The organism is Fervidobacterium sp. 2310opik-2 (assembly GCF_011057735.1).
GTDB classification, from domain to species: Bacteria; Thermotogota; Thermotogae; order Thermotogales; family Fervidobacteriaceae; genus Fervidobacterium; species Fervidobacterium nodosum.
Map to the genome: position 1 here is coordinate 54870 of NZ_LNGG01000027.1, position 18530 is coordinate 73399.

At 32.3% G+C, this 18530-nt stretch carries 10 protein-coding genes and 1 tRNA gene; 7 read left to right on the forward strand and 4 right to left on the reverse strand.

From position 1 onward, the window contains the following. Nucleotides 1-25: 25 nt before the first annotated feature. Both AS161_RS08760 and AS161_RS08765 read left to right on the forward strand, forming a co-directional pair. Nucleotides 26-3418 carry a UvrD-helicase domain-containing protein gene (locus AS161_RS08760; RefSeq protein WP_164542523.1) on the forward strand — a complete coding sequence of 1131 codons (3393 nt, stop codon included), beginning with the start codon at nucleotides 26-28 and terminating at the stop codon, nucleotides 3416-3418. After that, nucleotides 3419-6652 (forward strand): PD-(D/E)XK nuclease family protein, encoded by a 3234-nt coding sequence (locus AS161_RS08765; RefSeq protein WP_164542524.1) that lies wholly within the window; start codon nucleotides 3419-3421, stop codon nucleotides 6650-6652. A gap of 563 nt (nucleotides 6653-7215) precedes the next feature. Here AS161_RS08765 and AS161_RS08770 read toward each other — a convergent pair. Beyond that, a tRNA-Ala gene (locus AS161_RS08770) sits at nucleotides 7216-7291 on the reverse strand. Between the two features lie 149 nt (nucleotides 7292-7440). Here AS161_RS08770 and AS161_RS08775 point away from each other — a divergent pair. The 3 genes from AS161_RS08775 to AS161_RS08785 are packed head-to-tail and all read left to right on the forward strand — an operon-like array spanning nucleotide 7441 to nucleotide 13677. Continuing rightward, complete coding sequence (locus AS161_RS08775) at nucleotides 7441-9417, forward strand: hypothetical protein (RefSeq protein ID WP_164542525.1); 1977 nt, start codon at nucleotides 7441-7443, stop codon at nucleotides 9415-9417. A gap of 13 nt (nucleotides 9418-9430) precedes the next feature. Beyond that, entirely contained in the window at nucleotides 9431-10366 is a 936-nt protein-coding gene (locus tag AS161_RS08780) for a glycosyltransferase family 4 protein (RefSeq protein ID WP_164542526.1), read from the forward strand. Between the two features lie 38 nt (nucleotides 10367-10404). Further along, nucleotides 10405-13677 carry an O-antigen ligase gene (locus tag AS161_RS08785; RefSeq protein WP_164542527.1) on the forward strand — a complete coding sequence of 1091 codons (3273 nt, stop codon included), beginning with the start codon at nucleotides 10405-10407 and terminating at the stop codon, nucleotides 13675-13677. Between the two features lie 30 nt (nucleotides 13678-13707). Here AS161_RS08785 and AS161_RS08790 read toward each other — a convergent pair whose 3' ends face one another. After that, nucleotides 13708-14457 (reverse strand): prolyl oligopeptidase family serine peptidase, encoded by a 750-nt coding sequence (locus tag AS161_RS08790; protein WP_164542528.1) that lies wholly within the window; start codon nucleotides 14455-14457, stop codon nucleotides 13708-13710. Between the two features lie 455 nt (nucleotides 14458-14912). Between AS161_RS08790 and crcB the strand changes: the two genes are divergently transcribed. Both crcB and AS161_RS08800 read left to right on the forward strand, forming a co-directional pair. Further along, nucleotides 14913-15290: a fluoride efflux transporter CrcB gene (gene crcB, locus AS161_RS08795; protein WP_164542529.1), complete on the forward strand. Its 378-nt coding sequence runs from the start codon at nucleotides 14913-14915 to the stop codon at nucleotides 15288-15290. Nucleotides 15291-15882: 592 nt separating this feature from the next. Beyond that, a complete protein-coding gene (locus AS161_RS08800; RefSeq protein WP_164542530.1) occupies nucleotides 15883-16218 on the forward strand; it encodes a DUF190 domain-containing protein in 336 nt (111 codons plus the stop codon). A 452-nt stretch (nucleotides 16219-16670) separates the two neighbouring features. On the opposite strand, the gene AS161_RS08805 is transcribed toward AS161_RS08800, so the two are convergent. After that, the gene (locus AS161_RS08805) at nucleotides 16671-17729 is read right to left on the reverse strand and encodes a type I restriction endonuclease (protein ID WP_164542531.1); all 1059 of its coding nucleotides are present in this window, start codon (nucleotides 17727-17729) and stop codon (nucleotides 16671-16673) included. A gap of 291 nt (nucleotides 17730-18020) precedes the next feature. Then, the coding region (locus tag AS161_RS09280; protein ID WP_206518808.1) for a DDE-type integrase/transposase/recombinase at nucleotides 18021-18530 on the reverse strand (510 nt) is incomplete at its 5' end.

Consider the following 18530-nt stretch of genomic DNA (forward strand, 5'->3'; position numbering starts at 1 on the left):
AAATAGGATTGATGAGGTGGCTTTTATGCAAAATCTTGGAAAGTCCGTTGCAGATATAGTTAGAGAAAATCCAAATTGCAATTATTTCATCTCAGCATCTGCTGGGACAGGTAAAACTTACACTTTGACGAACTATTACATGGGGATTTTGGAATACTACGAAAAGGAGAATAATCCAGATATAGTCGATGGTATTTTGGCAGTGACGTTTACTAACAAAGCCGCAAACGAAATGAAAGAAAGGATAATGAATAAAGTCAGAGAAAAGATTACATCTTCATCAGTCAGTAACTTGGCTTATTGGAAACGTGTTTATTCCAATATGTCCAGAGCGGTTATCTCAACAATCGACAGTTTTTGCAGAAGAGTGTTGATTGAGCAAAATATCTACGCTGGTGTCGACCCGAATTTTACAATTATCAACGATTTAAAACAATTGAAAATCATCGATAGCGCCTCACGGCAGGCTATGGAAATCGCTTTTAAGGTGTACGAAGATTTGGAAATTCCGCTCTCCCCAATGCTTTCAAGCGAAAGAAGGAAAAGAATAGAAGGATATATAAAAGAATTGAAAGAAATAAAGGATTCCATTATCGACCTTTTTGAATTAGTTGGAGATGTTTGGAGAGTGAAAGGTTTTGTTGAGGATATAGTTACAAACTGGAGGCTTGAGCTTAGACAGTCCAACGTTAGTAAATTACTACTGGATGTGATGAAAAAAGCAGGTAATTCTTTTAGAGTTTTGAGGCTCATTAGTTTAATTGCCTCAGAGCTTTACGAAGCAGAGACAATTGATAACTTTGAATACGATTTCAAAGGCGTACTGGAAAAGACTATCGAAGTTTTGAATAATAATGAAGAAGTTAGAAAATATTATCAAGAGAGGTTCAAATATATCATAGTTGATGAGTTCCAAGACACAAATGAACTCCAGCGCATGATATTTGATTTTATCCACACGGACAAAAATTACATATTCTATGTCGGAGATAGGAAACAGTCGATATACAGATTCAGGGGAGCTGATGTTTCTGTTTTTGTAAAGACGATGGATGAATTTGAGAAAAGGGCAAAGATTTCACCTGATAAATACAGGATACTTTCGCTCCAAACTAATTACAGATCGCATGAATTTCTCGTTGATTATTTTAACAAAGTTTCGAGGGATTCTATATTTAGAAATGAAATCTACGATATGCTTTCTAATTTAAATGGTTTTAATTCTAATAAGCCGATATCTGAAATATCCGATGATGAAGCAAAACTTTATCTGCACGAAGCTTTTAGGTTGCGCTATCGGGACTTGTACGATAAACTTTGGTTCTTAGATGAAGACATTTCAAATGCACATATTAAAAAGTTAGAAAGTGAAGTTATTCCACAGATTGATTTTCTCAACGAGAGCATAAGTAGGGTTTCCTACTTAAGTATAGTATCACTCGATGAAAAAGTTTCTCCCGAAGACGAGGCAAATTTGGTTGCAATGGCTATTAAAAATTTAGTTGGCAAGGAGATTACTATTTTCGATAAAGAGAAGAATGATTACGTAACAAGAAAAGTGGAGTACAAAGACATAGCTATCTTAAGTTACAAATTAGCGGGTATTGAATCGATATACAGAGAAACTTTTGGTAAATTCAATATCCCACTTTATGTTGTAAAAGGGCGAGGATTTTACAAACGCCCTGAAATAAGAGCAGTTATTTCCGCGCTTTCCGTGATTCAAAATCCTAACAATGACTATAACTTCGTTGAATTTTTCCTTACGCCTTTTGTCGAATCAACAGATTTCTCACCATCTTTCGACAAATTCAAAATATTGCACAAAATAGTTTTAAACGCAAGAAAATTAAGGGAAAACGGTGAGAGAATATCATTCTTCCAATCAGCTAAAAAACTTGGCAAAGAAGATTTGCCAGACTACGTTTCCGAAATGATCGAACTTGTGCAAAAGTACGATGAATTGAAATACTTTTTAAGACCAGCCGAGGTTTTGAAAGGATTCATCAACGAGAGTTATTACTTAGCTAAACTTTCGAAATTTCCAAACAGTGTCCAAAGATTGAAAAACGTTAAGAAATTGCTTGACCAAGCTACGGAATTTAACCAACAGGCGTCGACATTCTCCGAGCTAATAAGATTGCTTTCAAAAGTGGAGGAATTACAAGAGACCGAGGCTTCCGAAGTTTCCGAAGAAGACAACGTCGTTAAGATGATGACAGTGCATGCTTCAAAAGGACTTGAGTACAACATAGTTTTCCTTGTTAACAATAATTTTAATGAGATGGAATCTGATGAGGTATTCTTCCCATCGGATGACAATGGAGGAAGGTATATTCATATCAAAAGGTTCATAGAGAATTATAAGGATAAGTTTAATATAAACAAGGATGAGTATAAGAAATTAAAGGGAGAATTGGAAGCAGAGTTAATATACGATGAGACTGAGATACTGCGAAAGATATACGTGGCTATAACCAGGGCAAAAGAGATGTTATTTGTGGTAACGTACAATACTAATAGCTCTAGGGGGAAAAGAGGAAAAACTGCTGGACAATACCTTGCACATAATGAGTTTAAAACTATTACAATAGACAAAAAGCAAATCGATGAAATGGTAAAATCGCTGAGTATTTCTGAATTTTCAGGGGAAGAGAATAAAAAATTGCTAGACGAGGAAAAGATAAGAAAACAGATAGAAGATTTTTCGAATATTGGGTACAAAAGGTACATATCACCAACTCTTTTGTACAACATTACAGATGAGAAGAGTGATAAAGAGTTGGTTAACGAACTAGAGGTCGATTTTGAAGAAAATATGCCTCTTTTCGAAGGTCAAGAAAAACAAGATATATTAAAAATTTTCGAAAAAAATCAAGAAAAACAAAAGAGAAGTAAAAGTGAGGTAAGTCTACTTCTATCTTCGTTACTTGAAACCTCGAGGGAAGTTATCGAAGGGAAGAATATACATAGAAGGTTGATGAGTGTTCAAAGATATCCAGATTTGTTGAATCTTGTCGAAAGAGGAGAGTTGCCCGAGAAGATATTGAAAGCGGATGTAATCAAATATCTATTTGAAAACAGTGATAAGGTTATTTCCGAATGGAGAATCGCAAAATCGGTGGTTATAGATGGTAAGAAATATACACTCTTTGGTGTGCCAGATAAGGTGTTTTTCAAAGATGGAAAGATATACGTTGTTGATTTTAAATCATCGTATCTAAAGGATGGTTCTGAAGAAGTTGAGAAGTACAAATTCCAGCTCCAATTTTATATGTACATGCTTAAAGATTTCGGAGAAATTGCTGGAGGGTATTTAGTCGGCGCAAGAAGTGGGTTCGTTATTAGAGTTGAAAGACCTGGCGATGATTTCATTGAATTACTGGCAAAGCTGATAAGAAATTTAGAGGTGATATAGATGAGAAAAGCGTACATAGTACCCTTGGATGATAATCATTTTGAACTGGTAGCCGATAAAATAGCGAATATTTACTTAGAAAATCCTATGGATTTTCTTTTCATAGGCCCCACTGGGTTCTATGTAAGGCAGATCGCTGATATAGTTGCTGAAAGATCCGGGAAAACGATAAACAGAGATGCCTTCTTGGTTATAAACCAGTACGTTACGGAGTTTCTGAAGAAGAATAATTATCAAGCTGAAGTTTTGGATAGAGATTTTTACACAGTTTACATTTCGAAGATTATAGACGAGCTTTACGATTCGGAAAAGGATAAACAGAATTCTCAGAATTCCGATAGGTTGCTGCTCCTCAGAACCCTTTCGAAATCAAATACGATAGTTCAGTACATAGTCGAGATATTCGAAAAACTCTGGGAAATTGAATTGCACGGAAGCACAGAAAATTTAACAAATCAATACGACGTTGTGAATCAACTGATGAACGATACATCGGTTTTTGCTCAGATTATTAGAGACATCTTAAGTGAGATGAAAAGTGTCGCGAAAGAATTACAATCAAGGTATATGTACGATCCAATGAACATATACAAGTGGTACGTAGAAAATGCCAGAGATTTAGAAGTAAATAGAAAATATCTTGTCATCAGCGGATTTTTCAACCTATCACTTTTAACAAGTCAAGCATTGGCTGAGCTGGTTAAAAAGTCGGAAAATACGATATTTTTTGTTTGGCAAAAAGTAAACGATTCAGCGTTTAGTCAAATTGATGAAATCTACGATTTCTTAGAAAAGAATTCTTTTGAATTTGACGATTCATTGTGCGATAAAAAAGTTGTAAATTTAGAGGAGTTAATTAAAAATAAGAACATAAGCGAAGTAGATGTAGAGAATCAGTACAACGAATACCATTACTTAGTAAAGCAAGTCAAAAGTTTGATTATAGAAGGTGTTAACCCGGAAGAAGTAGGCATTGTTGTTCCAAATACTAATATAGCTTACAGGTTAATGGATGAATTTGATGAAGCAGGTATACCGTACCGGTACAGTGGGAAAAATCCACTTACGGAAAGTCATATAATTAAGATACTTTTGCAACCTTTGTTAACTATAGAGGAAGGGTATAGACCGGAAGATTTACTTGCGGTAATCGAATCACCACTCGTTGAAAAAAGAGAACTGACGATGGATGAGATAGAAGATTTATTTAAAGAGTACGAGTATTATTCCATAAGAATGAAACCATCGGAAATGAGAAATAAAGAAGATAGAAGAAAAAATTTCTTCGAAAAGTTGGAAAGAGATATCGCGGAACTTGAGTCGAAGAAAGAAGAGTACGACATTGAAGAGGATGTTTATCTATCTTCTGTGGAGAGGCTTGAGAAGTTAAAGAAATTCAAAGAGATAATGGAAGAACTTTTCGGTTTGCTAGATAACATACATGAAAATTGGGGAAGCAAAGATTTCTTTGAATGGTATAAAGAGTTTATAAAGTCATCGATTTTGAAATTTGGGGATATTTTAGAAAATTACGAAATAATGTCCTCACAAAAAAGCGTCATTAGAAGTGTGGGTAAAGAGATTAACGCTCTATCCAAGTTTATAAACGTCTTAAACAAATTGGAAATATACGTTCAGAAATTGAGGGAGAGCAAACTCAGTAAAGTGACAAGCTGGAGTAAATTGTTTAAGCTCTTTGTCGTACTATTGAATTCAAACGGCTATAGAGAAACATTTAAATCTGCGAATGTTGTAGATATAATCGATATTCCAACATCAAAATTTGTAAAGAAGAAGTACAAATTCTTCGTTGATTTCATAGATGATTACTACCCATCTATAGGTAAGATAAATCCACTTTTGTATCGAACAACGAATCAACGTTCACGGATATATGATTTGCTTGAAGAAAGTGAAAGAAGTTCAGTTTTTCTTTCAATAATATTCTCTCAAAATTCGTATTTGATATTTCCAAAATCCACAAATACAGGTGATCCACTAGTCCCGTCGAAATACTTATCTGAATTGGCACATAACCACATAGAAGCAAAAATATCGAGCGATGATATTTTCAAGAAGATAGATTATGATATATACAAGCTTGCGCAATCTGCAAGTCAAATCATAGAAGTGAAAAGAGAGGACTTTGTCGTTGGAGAAAGTAACATGACCGAATTCAGCCATAGCAAAATTGCGACCTATTTATCATGTCCAATGTTGTTTTACTATTCAAATATAGCTACTTTGCCAGAGAAAACTAAGGAAAATAATCTTGCTTTAATGGAAGGTATAATCACACATAGGGTATTGGCAAAATTATTTGATATAAACTATCCTAAAAATGTATATTCGTTGTTAAACTATAACGATGGGGTCCTTAAAGAGCTTATAGAAGAATCAGCCGAATCATTTTCAGAAGGTGTATTTAAGTACAAAATCCCGAAAAAGATATTGTCGGATGAGATATTTGATAAGCTTTCAGTTTACTTGAGAGAGTTTGCAGACTCAAAGTATTTAATAACGCTTGGACAAAAAAGTAAGACACTACCTTTAAAATTAGATAATTCAAAAAAATCAAAAGAAGGTACAAAAGACTTATACACAGACGAAACACTAAAGACAGAATTAAGTGCTGAATGTGAAATTGGAAGATATCATGTTATTGGAAGAATAGATAGAATAGACAAAATTCTTGATGAGGAAAATAAATACGCGATTATCGATTACAAAAATTCCCTAAGCTCGATAAGATTCGAGCAACTTATTCTTTATGATTATCTAATTTTGAAATATGAAAACAAAGAAAACCTTCTTTGGAAAAAAGAAATAAAAGAAAATGGTTCCCATGTATTTTTAATGTTTCTCAAAATCGATCAAGAAAAGATAGAGTACAGGTATATCGAAAGGGAAAATCAAGAAGAGCCAGTTTATATTATTGAAATTTTAGAACCTAACGTTTCTTTTACATTAAACGATTTTGAAGGATGGCTTGTTTCAACGATGGACGACATATCGTTGAAAGGAATTTTTACACCCGTTTTTTTAATGAACCAAAGTAGGACGTTCTTCTCTATTCTAAGTGAAAAAGGAAATATCGACAAATCAAAAATTAAAAGAGATATGTCTAAAACATTGTTTGAAAATCGAAAATGCAGAGGATATAACAATGTCTGCCCCTACGAACCACTTTGCAGTGCGTATGAGATATACGGTGTAAAACTTTTAAAAGAATAAATAATACAAACAAACCATGCAAATTTATATATTTTATGTATTTTTCAAAGTAGGTACGCTTTTTAATAGTATAAATCTACTTTCTTGATTTTATTAGTTTATTAGCTAAATAAAGTCCAGTAACACTTATTTCAATAATTATTACACTGTAAAGAACTATAGTGTTTACCACTAATGAAAAAATCCAAACTTAATAACGCTAACCACCACAAATTTTTTACAGTTGTATAGTAGTACACCTCACTTTATATTTACAGTACTATTGAGGAGATCTTAATATAATTAAGCATACGCATTTTTCAATAATCTAACATGTTGAATAATCTTTTGTAAAAGTCTCAGGAATTATTTCTCAACTATTTAAAACATCTAAACCTCTCTATTGAAGTTTAATATTATTTATATTAATCGCTTCTGCGATGGAACTTAAATGATATTTAATTTCAACATCCCATTAATTTATGTCATAAAAAATGAATTTAGTTGAAAAATTTTAGAATACTGAAAAAATAAAATAAAAAAGCCTTGGTTTTTCAATTTCCAAGGCTTTTTTATTTTTATTCTGGTGGAGCCGATGGGATTTGAACCCACGGCCTCTACCGTGCGAAGGTAGCGCTCTCCCAACTGAGCTACGGCCCCACTTATTAAATTTTTATCTCACGTTAAGCATTATATCATAACCTTTAATTTTTTCAAGATAGGAAGAAGTTTTTAATGTTTTGTAGTATAATATTTTTGGGTAGTTATTCATTTTAGGAAAAATAAATAATTTTGGAGGGATAAAAAGTATGAAGCGGAAGAACGTTGGTAAAGGTAAAGTTGCCGCTTTGATAAGTTTATTAGTTATTTTCGTCGTAATTTTTGTATTGGTAGGATTGATTGTATTACAAAACAAGGAAAAATTACTTAATAAGTCGTTTGACAAGTATAAAGTTTTAACCGCTAAGGAAACATTTGAGAATGGTCTTATTAATTCGAACTTTGAGATACCAATCTTTGGTAATCCAAAATTAATTGGTAGTGATGAGATGAGAAATAGATACATCCTTGAGATTTTAAAAGACGGTTCAATGAAGTTGTATATGAACAATGTTAAGGTCGAAGATTTTGAAAAGGAATATGAAGCAATATACAAAAAGGCATTATACAATCTTTTGCAAAAAATTCCACCAGAGGATTACGAATTGTCAAACGCTTCTGCACTCTTCAATTATCTTACTGTAGAAGGCTATGAGTATCTAAATCAGGATGGTAAAGAGATTTTAGTTTTAAGTGGAAAAAACGCTAATTCACAATATGTTAGTATGCAATTCAGGTTTAGAAAAGTTGGAAATAATGTAAAGATAACTGTTGAAAATATTACCGTTGATGGCAAGGTTTTTTCTCCAGCCGAAATGCGTGTCTTTTTGGCGAATATTTATAAAATAGACAAGCAGAGTATAAAAAGTAATCTTGTAGATATGATAAAACAAGGAAGACTAAAAGATTTTTCGACGAAGACAATAGAAGAAATTTTCGGAAATCTTAACAATCCGAGATGGTCGATAAAAAGTGAGGATGAAAATGTTGTAGAGTTTAACGCAACTGATGTCGTTGACAAAAATGAAATTTCTTTAAGTATAGGGTTTAAATTGGAATCAGATGGTTCTGTCAGTGTGAAGTACATTTTCGTTAATGGTTCTGAAATTGATGGCGGAGAAGCGCAAGATGTACTGAAATACTACCTTGTCAAGTACGGTGGATACGATTTACAATCTGAATTGGAGATGTTTAAGGAAAAGATATCAAATGCATCAGTACCAGGGTATAGCAAAAAATTCGGTGAGCTTTTGATTGGAAGTTGTGACAACATCTCGTGGAGTATTGAAAGTACAATGAAAGGTACAAAGTTGACGGCAAGCGGAGTTACAAAGGTTGGTAAGAATAAAGTTACACTCTCTTTCTTGATTTCATCGAAAGGAGCTTATTTGATTAATTCAACAATCGACGGGAATAATGTAAATCCAAATGAATTGCTTTCTAGGTTGGTAGATGATTTAGGAAAGATTTCATCACAGTTAGAGGAAAGTAAGTACAATGAGCTGATTTCATTGGTTCAAAATTCTATAATTGTCAAAGGTAGTCAATACAGCAGCAATAAATCGGCATTTGAAAGATTTTTAAGAAATGTTAGCTGGATGTTCGATAAGAATAACAATAAAGTTGTTTTGACTGGGACAGGAAACTACGCTGGTCAAGTATGGCAATTTAAGTTTAACTTCGAAATACTCTTTGGGAAAGAAGTGCTACTTGAGAAGGTTTACATGAACGATCGAAATGTTATTGATGAAGTTACCGATTATATCATTGGCAAAATATTTAAAGTCGATGTATTGACTAAAAATCTTGTAGAACTTGTTAAAAACTCAGTGTACTCAAGAAAGACTTACTATGAATTTCTTGGAAGAAATGGCTGGTCGTTAGATACTGATAATGACAATGTTGTTTTCAATAATTCAAGCCTTATGATAAGATTTGTCGTTCTTCCAAATGGCGATGTTAAGGTCACAAATCTTAGCTATAATGGTACAGATTATACGTATATGAAAGAAGAAGTATTAAAAGCACTTGAAAATGGCATGAGCGTAGAAACACTCTTGACGAGTAATAAAAGCTTTGAAACGAAGCAAAGCACTAATCAAATTATTGAGCAACCTAGCAAACAAGGTACCGAAAATGGAACTAAAGAAGAGTCTCAAGAAGAGATAAAACCATACCAATTTTAGAGAGGTGCAATTGATGTTTTCTCCCATTTTAATGATTGTTTCGCTAATTATTTCTGCTTTAACGGTTCCAATATTTGGGAAGATTGCATATAAATACAATATTGTCGATAAACCAAACGAGGGATCAAAAGAATATGAAAGAATAACACCATACCTTGGTGGGCTTGCTATATATCTTGCTGTTATTGTATCAACACCTTTTGAAATTATAACCAAATTTTCCTTGACCTTGTTAACGATTATTGGTTTAGTAGATGATGTTAAGAGAATAAAACAGTCCTTAAAGTTAGTAGTCGAGTTATTCGTAGCTTTAATTCTTACTTATAAATACATTGGATTCAATTGGTTTTTCCCACTATATATTTTTTTAGTTGTTATTTTAATCAACTCTGTAAAAATGATGGATGGAATGGATGGTGTTTGCGCAAGCGTATCGATAATTTCTTCAATGGGTCTTTCAATTTTAGTTTCGTCAAGATACGACGGTATGTTACTCTCTGCGCTAATCGGCGCTGTCTTTGGTTACTTCATATACAACTTCCCACCGGCGAGGATTTCAATGGGAAGTGGTGGAGGTTATTTCGTTGGAGGAGTACTTTCAATAGGTTTGCTCTCTACCATGAGACACGGTAGTTCTAATATACCTTATTTGATTTCTGCCTTTATCTTTATTTCGCATTTCTATTTCAATTTATCAACTGGCCTTTTGAGAAATATTTTAAATAAACAACCGATATTTAATAACAATGGGAAATATTTATACAACAAGATATACGAAAGGTTTAATGATAAAAGAAAAACGCTGTATATGGTTGTATCTATACAGCTTTTGGTGTTTTTACTTGGATATTTTTCAAAAACTAATGTAATTGCAAGTATTTCGAGTTTAGTTATCCTTCTAGTAATTTATTTTATGCTTGGTAAAGTTCTAAATATTCTGAAATACTAAAGGAAAACTTATTTACATAAAAAAGGAGGCGGGGTTAAGTGTTATCTATTCTTGAAGAGATAGTCTGGTACACAACTATTCCATTGGTAGCGCTTTTTGCTCATAGGCAGTACACTTACGAATTCAGTACACCGAAGTACGCTATTTTAACTATCGCAACCTTTATTTTAGGCTTTTATTTGCTCTATCGCCTGTTTAAAAACAAGGAAATTAAATTTTTCGCAACACCTGTTCACTTCACTTGGCTTGCTTTCTCTATAATTGCCTTACTATCAACGATAAACACATTCCAAGATAACAGATTTTTCTTCAGACAAGCGATAGACATAGGTCTTTACCTCTTCTTAAATGTTTTACTTTCGTTTTATTTTAGTTCAATCATTAATAAAAAGGAATATATTGTGAGATTCTTATTTATATTCGTTTTAACAGGTTTATTTATCGCTATAAATGCTATTCTCAATTTTTACATTGGCTATGATATTTTACTTGGAAATGTCGGGGCACCATTTGAAAGAGCGAGTATAAAGGCGAATATAGGTAATGTTATTTTTGTTTCAAACTATTTGAACATGCTCCTTCCCATAGCGATATATTTCGTAGCGAGTTTGGATTTTGGATATTTGAACATCAAAAGGTTATGGACTGTGTATCTTTTCAAAATAATATCATTAATCGCCGCAATTTTGTATTTTGATGTTATAGTTTTTTCTCAAACGAGATCAGAATATCTTGCACTGGTAATTGAGTTAATTTTGTTTATTTTGGTTTATTTCTTCTATTTAAGAAAAAAAGAAGACAAGATTTCAGAGGAATTGAGGAAAAAAGATCCAAAAGCTTTAAAAGGGTTACTCAGATTTAGAAAAATATCTATTCTAGTATTTATACTCATGGTAGTTTTCATTGTTGTAGTATACAACATTCCAACACCATTCAACAATTACGCATCTTTCAAAATGACAGATAGATTCAGCGCCATGACTTCCGTTTCAAGTAGAGACGAGAGATTTCTCTCATGGTTCTCAACGATTTACATTTGGAAAAATCATAAAATCCTTGGTCAAGGTATTGGTACGTACCAAGTGTATGGTTTGTACGGTATTTCCGATTTAATAGAGGCTCATCCAGAGTACAATTACGGCTGGAATAATTTCAAAAGAGCACACAACGATTACTTCCAGGTGCTCTCTGAAACAGGTATTTTGGGCTTTATTACCATAGTTTTAATGTTATTCCTACTTGTAATGTATGTCGTAAAAAATATTAGAAAAGTTGAAGATAAAGATGATGCGATTCTGTTCTCTATGTTGGTTCTGAGTGGAATTATTTTCGCATTTCAAAGTGTTTTCAGTTTCCCAGGGCATTTGCTTCCAAATGCGTTACTTGCGAATTTCGTTATAAGCGTCGGACTTGGAAAGTACTTCAATAAGGTTAACGGTAAAGAATACACAATTAAAGGAGCAAAAGCAATCGCTTTAGCTATTATTTTGATATCAGCAACAGGTCTATCTACATATCTTAGATGGAATCATTTCATATCTGAAGTTTACTTCAGAAGTGGAAACGTTGCATATGCGACGCTTTCTGAGTTGAGAAACAATTTGAGCAAAATTGATGAGTACCTTAAGCAACTTGATAGCATAGAAAATAATTTGAACAATTTCACAGGTCAATTCCAAGCACTGTCACCTCAAAATTGGCACAATTTGAAAAAGGCAGAAGCCCAAAGGCTAAATCTTCAGTATAACGAATTGCAAGCGGAAAGTGAAAGGCAGAGAAATATAGAAAATATAAGATCTCAGATCAACGCGCAAAGAAATAATTTGATTAATCAGAAAAATTTGTTGCCACAACAAATAAGTGAACAGTACAAAATTGCAAAAGAGAATTTAATAAAGAGTGTAAAATTGAATCACACCTATGGAAAATCGTACTTTTATCTTGCGGCACTAGCGGCAGACCCAATAAGAGTTGATGAGCTCAAAAACTTACTCAAATCAGACCCAGAAAGCGTTTTAAACCAAAGAGCAGATGAGTATCAAAAATTAATCCCAGAAAAGTTTAAGTACGCTTACTATTCAAAATTGGCAGGTTATATTAAAAATAATCCCGATTTCTTAAATCAAGTAGATGTTGCAACCATTCAAGCTATTATAGATTCCATAAGCTTGTATGAACTATCACTTCAAACATTCACAGAAAGAAATACTTTTAGATCTCTTGCAATGAGATATAACTCTTTGTATAGTTTAAATAACTTTGCCCTTGGAAAAATCAACGATAGTGAGTTAGAAAAATTACTAAGTTCTTACTCAAAAGAATTTTTCAACAAATACGGCACGTGGGTTAGAAAAACAATAGATATCATGCCAGGTGGATGGAACAGATTCCCAGATTGGAAAAACATTGATATAGAACTTTCATCAATGTATGGCCAGGATATATACAGATTCTTCGCAGTCCTTACATCTCAAACTTTGAATCCTATCAACGTAGAATCAAGAGAATTGTTAGTAGATCTTGCCATGAGAGAAATAGAAGCGTGTAAGTATATGGAATTGAAAGGTGTATGGGGAGTTCCAGATGGGGTATTCGATTACCTACATGAACTTGCTCATGAATACCAAACAGTTGGGGAGTATCAAGAAAGTGTCTATACATACAATCAGTTAGTAGATTGGTATAAAGAAAGTTACGAGTATATATCTAAGAAACTTTCAAATACCTCCTATTGGGAAAAGACGTTTAACGACTTTATTGAAAATAGTAAAAACGAACTTGACAAAATACTTGCTGATGATGAAAAAGGATACCTCTCAAATAGCTTAACACCGATCTTTGTCAATCTGTTGAATAGTGCTTATAAGGAATTTACATCCATTGATTTTACCAACATTGAAAAAGATTTCATTGAGGCATTATCAAAGAATCCTTCAGCATATTGGCCTGGAATAGCAAAAAAAAGCGCTTGGAAAACTATTACACAAGCAAAGATGGACGACTTTTCAAATCAAATAAGTGCATTATCGTTCTCAGAAGAAGCAAGACAAGAAATTCAGATTTTGATGAATAACGTTGTCAATTTCTCTGGAGGACTTTTGTATGAAAGATATAAACGCTTTGTTGCTCACTATGACATGGTGAAATCGGAATTTCTAAATACAGTCAATGGATTGCTCGAAAAATACAATAAGGCAAGCGAAAAAGAGATAATTTCAGATTGGGGAGAGATAGCATTCAATTCACCAAAGTATGAAAAGAAAGAGGATGTAATTAAATACCTAGAAGATATTTTAGCAAAGTACAAATAATTCGAAAAAGAATATGAGGAAAGCTCCCTATTAGCAGGGAGCTTTTCTTTTTTTAGAAAATAGCCATTCCTTCATCTCTTCGTCTCTATACGCAGGTACCCATGAAGCATGTGGAAATAGACCGATTGATTGCATATAGCCTTTTGGATATTCAGTGTAATTAACTTCTGCACCTAATTCGTTTAGTTTCTTTACCAATGTTCTTGAATATTCTACAGGAACGACATCATCGTCTTCTGCGTGGAAAAACCAAAATGGTATGTGCTTTATCTTATCCAATTTTTTGAGATTTCCACCACCGCATACAACAACACCTGCTGCGAATTTGTCCGGACACAACGTTAAAAGAGCAATGGTGCCAAACCCTCCCATTGACAAACCGGTAACATATATACGGTCCTTATCTATTGGGAATTTTCCCACTAGCTCATCTATAACCAATCCAACAGTTGCAATTAAAGAATTGGGACCAAGCTGGTTCATATCATGGTAAACTCTAAAAGAACTTCCCCAATAAGAATTTTCTGGACACTGAGGTGCTAAGACAAAGCAAGGGTGTTTATTTTGAAATTCTTCGTTTGCCCAAGTAGTTGCCCCTTCGTTTGCTGTTATTTGCTTTTCGTTATCATTTCCTCTTTCCCTAGCGCCGTGCAGGAAGACAACGAGTGGATAAACTTCGCCTTCTTTTATCTTGGGTTTAAAGAGCCTGTATGGCAACTTTATAAATTCATCCTCATATATATGTGGCTCGAAGACTTCAAGGTAATTTACAAAATCCATGGATATCACCTCCGTTTTATTATTTAAATTTTATCATAAAAATATTTTAAGTAAAATAAATGTGCTTACAATCTTGGGAAAACTTTCCACATCTTTTGTTTTATGTAGTAAAATAGAAAAAGAGAGTTTAATTATATTCTTGAATGAGTTGTTTTATTATGCTTTGTGCAACTTTTACGATTTGCATTAAATGAACTGTAGGATAGTTGGATAATTGCAAAAAATAGCATAGGAAGGAACTCGATAATATAGGATGGTATTAATTGAATTAGTATAAAATAATTTATTTGATTGTTAATATATAATCAGTGTAATATAATTTGGTGTTAAAATAAATATTGACTGTGTTATATCTTATCAATTATTTAAAAATATATCAATTATTTAAAATGTATATAATGTTATAAACAAAATAAAACTAATTTATTAAACAAAATAGGAGGTACTAATTTAATATGATTTCAATAATTGCAGTAGGTGTGGGTGGATTCATTGGGAGTGTACTTAGGTATATTATATCTTTAAAGATGAATCAAATATTTTCGCAAACGCTGATACCTCCAGGCACTTTGTTGGTTAACGTTTTTGGAAGCCTTTTGCTTGGTTTTATAATGCAACTCTCATTCAGAGCAAATATAAACCCAAATTTAAGACTATTTTTAACTACTGGAATAATGGGAGGACTCACAACGTTCTCTACACTCAGTTATGAAACTATAACGCTTTTAACAAATGGCTATTATATTTCAGGCTTATTAAACATCGTGCTAAATCTGATTTTAGGACTATCGGCTGCATTTTTTGGAATGGTAATATGCAATGTTATATTCTGATATTCTAAAGATGCTGTTAACTAGTAATGATTATAGAAGCTAAAGCAATAATAATTTATTTGCATTCTCATATAACTCACATAAGTTCCTTACTACACAAAAATTATTTACATAGTACCGTATTTTGCTAAATTTCTTTAACCCCCTTTTCCTTTATAAACATCTTAGTCTTACCACTCTGTGCCCAACATTATCGAAGCTCATTCTCTATGCTGATTCGTACGATTTTAGTCCATGCTCCACCAAAAGCCAAACATAGTACTTTCTGTATGGACTTTGAAAACATTCTCAAACTTAAAGAGAGAAAAAATAGAAGATAACTTAATAATCCATTTGTAAATAGCGACATGAGAGATGTTTATATTCAAAATGGATTTAATAGCTTGAAGAGAAATGTTTTATTTGAAGTAAAGTAAAAAAGCTTTAAAGACGATATAGATAGAGAAAAGGAAGAATTTGAGAGGTTGAAGAGTGAAAGGAACGGATTGATAGACTGAAATAGTGATAGAAGTTTTGAAATTACACTTTTTACATCTGAAAAGAAGGCAGTAACGACGGATTTTGTAATTTCTATCTAAATTGGGGGGATAGTATGGAAGAATTTGTAGGAACGTATATAAGAATCTTTGTAAAAGAAAATGTGCGTTGTAAGGAATTGCACAACAAACCACTCAACAAAATCATTGCCGAATTTGCTATAGAATTAGGTATATCCGATTTTGTTGAATACAAAGCAATGGAAGGATACGTATTCGATAAGAAACTCCACACAGCACTACGTGAAATTGTCGAACCTGAACTTCCGATTATAATCGAAATTTTCACAGACGACGACACCGCACAAAAGTTTATTGAAAAAGTCAAACCTTATTTAAAAGAGTCGGCCTTACTTGTTTTCAGAGACATACATGGTATGTTCTTCAGATGATGAAAAATAAATTGCGAAAAACCGCATAAATAAAAGATTTTTGAAACGTTAAAACTATTACCCTGGGTGATATAAAAAATGCAATATAAGAAACCTTATATTGCATTTTTTATTCAAAAAATAAAATAGCAAAATTTGCTATTGGAATGCGTGAAAAACGTAAAATTTAATTAGTTTAATCTAAGTTATCAAGATTATCCAAACTTATTTGATTAAAACAATCAAATTATTTTGAATTATTCAGTAAGATTAAAAAAACAAAATGAGTCTAATATATCTTACTATTTTAATTGTAATAAATTAATCTTATTAATTAAAATTTATGAGTTTAATAATATTATTACTAGCTATAAAAATAATTTTAAACTCAAATGGCTCAATAAAAATTTGCAAAATTTGTATATTCATATAATGATTTTTTTAAGTACTCATATAAACGTTATTCTCAGTCATCAGCTTTCTTTTGTGTGTATTATAAGCTCATTTTCGTCATATCCGAAAAGCTTTATAACTTTTTTTGAAAGCGAAACAATACTATTTGCGCTAAGATTTGTTTCAACATAAATATCCGTGTCTTTGATTTTTTCAGGTTCTCTTAACTCACTAGGTATTTTTGAAAAATATGGTCTTTTTCTACCTTTTAAAATAAGCACTCTTTCAAATTGTTTTCTGGTTGTTGTTAAGACGATTTCGATAATACTCATTAACAAGCTTCTCCAAGAGTTAACTTGGTATTCCTTTTTTCTTAGAGTAAAGCCTATAATGGATTTTCCAGTAAAATCTTCAACATTTTGAGTTTCAGAGTAAGTTGGCATTGTTTTTGGTATTTTTGGTATTGATTTTTCTTGACTAATTTTTCCTAAAAACTCTTCAACTATTCTGTTATCAGGTTTGTGTCCACACAATCTTTCAGTTGTTTCAGCTAAAATCTCTACAAGTCTTTTATCAGGTTCGGAAATTATTTTATCCCATGCTTTGGGAAGTGTTTCGGTTATCAAAGTTATTTTTTGCCTACTATTGTATAATTTTTCAGCATTTTCTACGGCTTTGTCAGAAATCACATTATCCTTGGATAAAAATTCCTCAAATTTTTCCACAATATCTTCACTTTTTTGGTCGAGTATTTCAATGGTATAAAATTTTCTTTGTTCCCAACTTCCTTCACGCAAAGGTAAATAAAACCACCAACTAATTCCATTAGTTAATATAGCTAATTTCACACCTTCTTTAAATGCATAATTTAGAAGTTGTTCTTGGTGTTTTTCCAAATCCTCATTGACTTTTTTCACTTCTATAAAAGCTTTAATCTTCCCATTATATCCTAAAGCGTAATCTACTTTCTGATTTCCAACTGAATATTCTGGTTGAACTTCGCTTATGTTAAAGAAATCCCATCCTAATTCTTTTAGGATCCTTAAAACTATTCCTTGTTTTGTTGCTTCTTCTCCGAACTTAAAGATATCCTTGTTCTTTTTAAATTCATTAATTAGCTTGAGCAATTCATCTTTCATATTCTTAGCTCCTTGCACATTCTAAGTATTTTACCGTTTTACTTTAGGTTCATAAATATTGTTATTAATTTTAATTATATAATATTTGTAAAGTCGAAGAAAAGTTTCAAAAAATTAATTGCTTAAAAATATTCAGTGATTTTTTGGTCTGAGGCCTTAATGTGATATAATAAACAATACGAGACAAATAGAAAATACTGACAACATCATTATCGTTTGCTACAACTAAAATTGTATAGAATTTAAATAATTATGTAAAATTTTTCTTAAGTTATTAAGGTTTCGATGCTGTTAACTAGTAGTGATGATAGAAGCTAAAGCAGTAATCATCTCACTTTCGTTATCATACAACTTGCATAGGTTCCTTATTACACAAAAGCCATTTACATAGTACCGTATGTTGCTAAATTTCTTGAAACTCCTTTTCGCTTTTACTAACATCTTAAATAACGAAAATTTCGATTCACATTCGTTGTTTTTACCTAGTCTTACTTCTCTGTGTTCAACGTTATCAAAATTTAGTTTCACTGCTATCTCGTACGCTTTTAGTCCATCGGTTATTAACTCTATTTGTGTGTTTTGTTTTCTTTGACTAAAGTATTTATCTAACAATATCTTAACTTGTGACATATCACGATATCTTGATACATGCCAAGCTACTATTAAATTCGTACCATGCTCAACTAATAGCCACACATAGTACTTTTTGTCTCGAAATACAATAACTGTTTCATCACCGTGAACTTTAAATACATTCTCAAACTCAAAAAGCGAAATAACAGAAGATAACTTGATAATCCA

What these genes read in the sequence shown, in the direction of transcription:
- AS161_RS08760 (WP_164542523.1), top strand. Translation starts at nt 26, where the DNA reads ATGCAAAATCTTGGAAAGTCCGTTGCAGATATAGTTAGAGAAAATCCA.
- AS161_RS08765 (WP_164542524.1), top strand. Translation starts at nt 3,419, where the DNA reads ATGAGAAAAGCGTACATAGTACCCTTGGATGATAATCATTTTGAACTG.
- AS161_RS08775 (WP_164542525.1), top strand. Translation starts at nt 7,441, where the DNA reads ATGAAGCGGAAGAACGTTGGTAAAGGTAAAGTTGCCGCTTTGATAAGT.
- AS161_RS08780 (WP_164542526.1), top strand. Translation starts at nt 9,431, where the DNA reads ATGTTTTCTCCCATTTTAATGATTGTTTCGCTAATTATTTCTGCTTTA.
- AS161_RS08790 (WP_164542528.1), bottom strand. Translation starts at nt 14,457, where the DNA reads ATGGATTTTGTAAATTACCTTGAAGTCTTCGAGCCACATATATATGAG.
- crcB (WP_164542529.1), top strand. Translation starts at nt 14,913, where the DNA reads ATGATTTCAATAATTGCAGTAGGTGTGGGTGGATTCATTGGGAGTGTA.
- AS161_RS08800 (WP_164542530.1), top strand. Translation starts at nt 15,883, where the DNA reads ATGGAAGAATTTGTAGGAACGTATATAAGAATCTTTGTAAAAGAAAAT.
- AS161_RS08805 (WP_164542531.1), bottom strand. Translation starts at nt 17,729, where the DNA reads ATGAAAGATGAATTGCTCAAGCTAATTAATGAATTTAAAAAGAACAAG.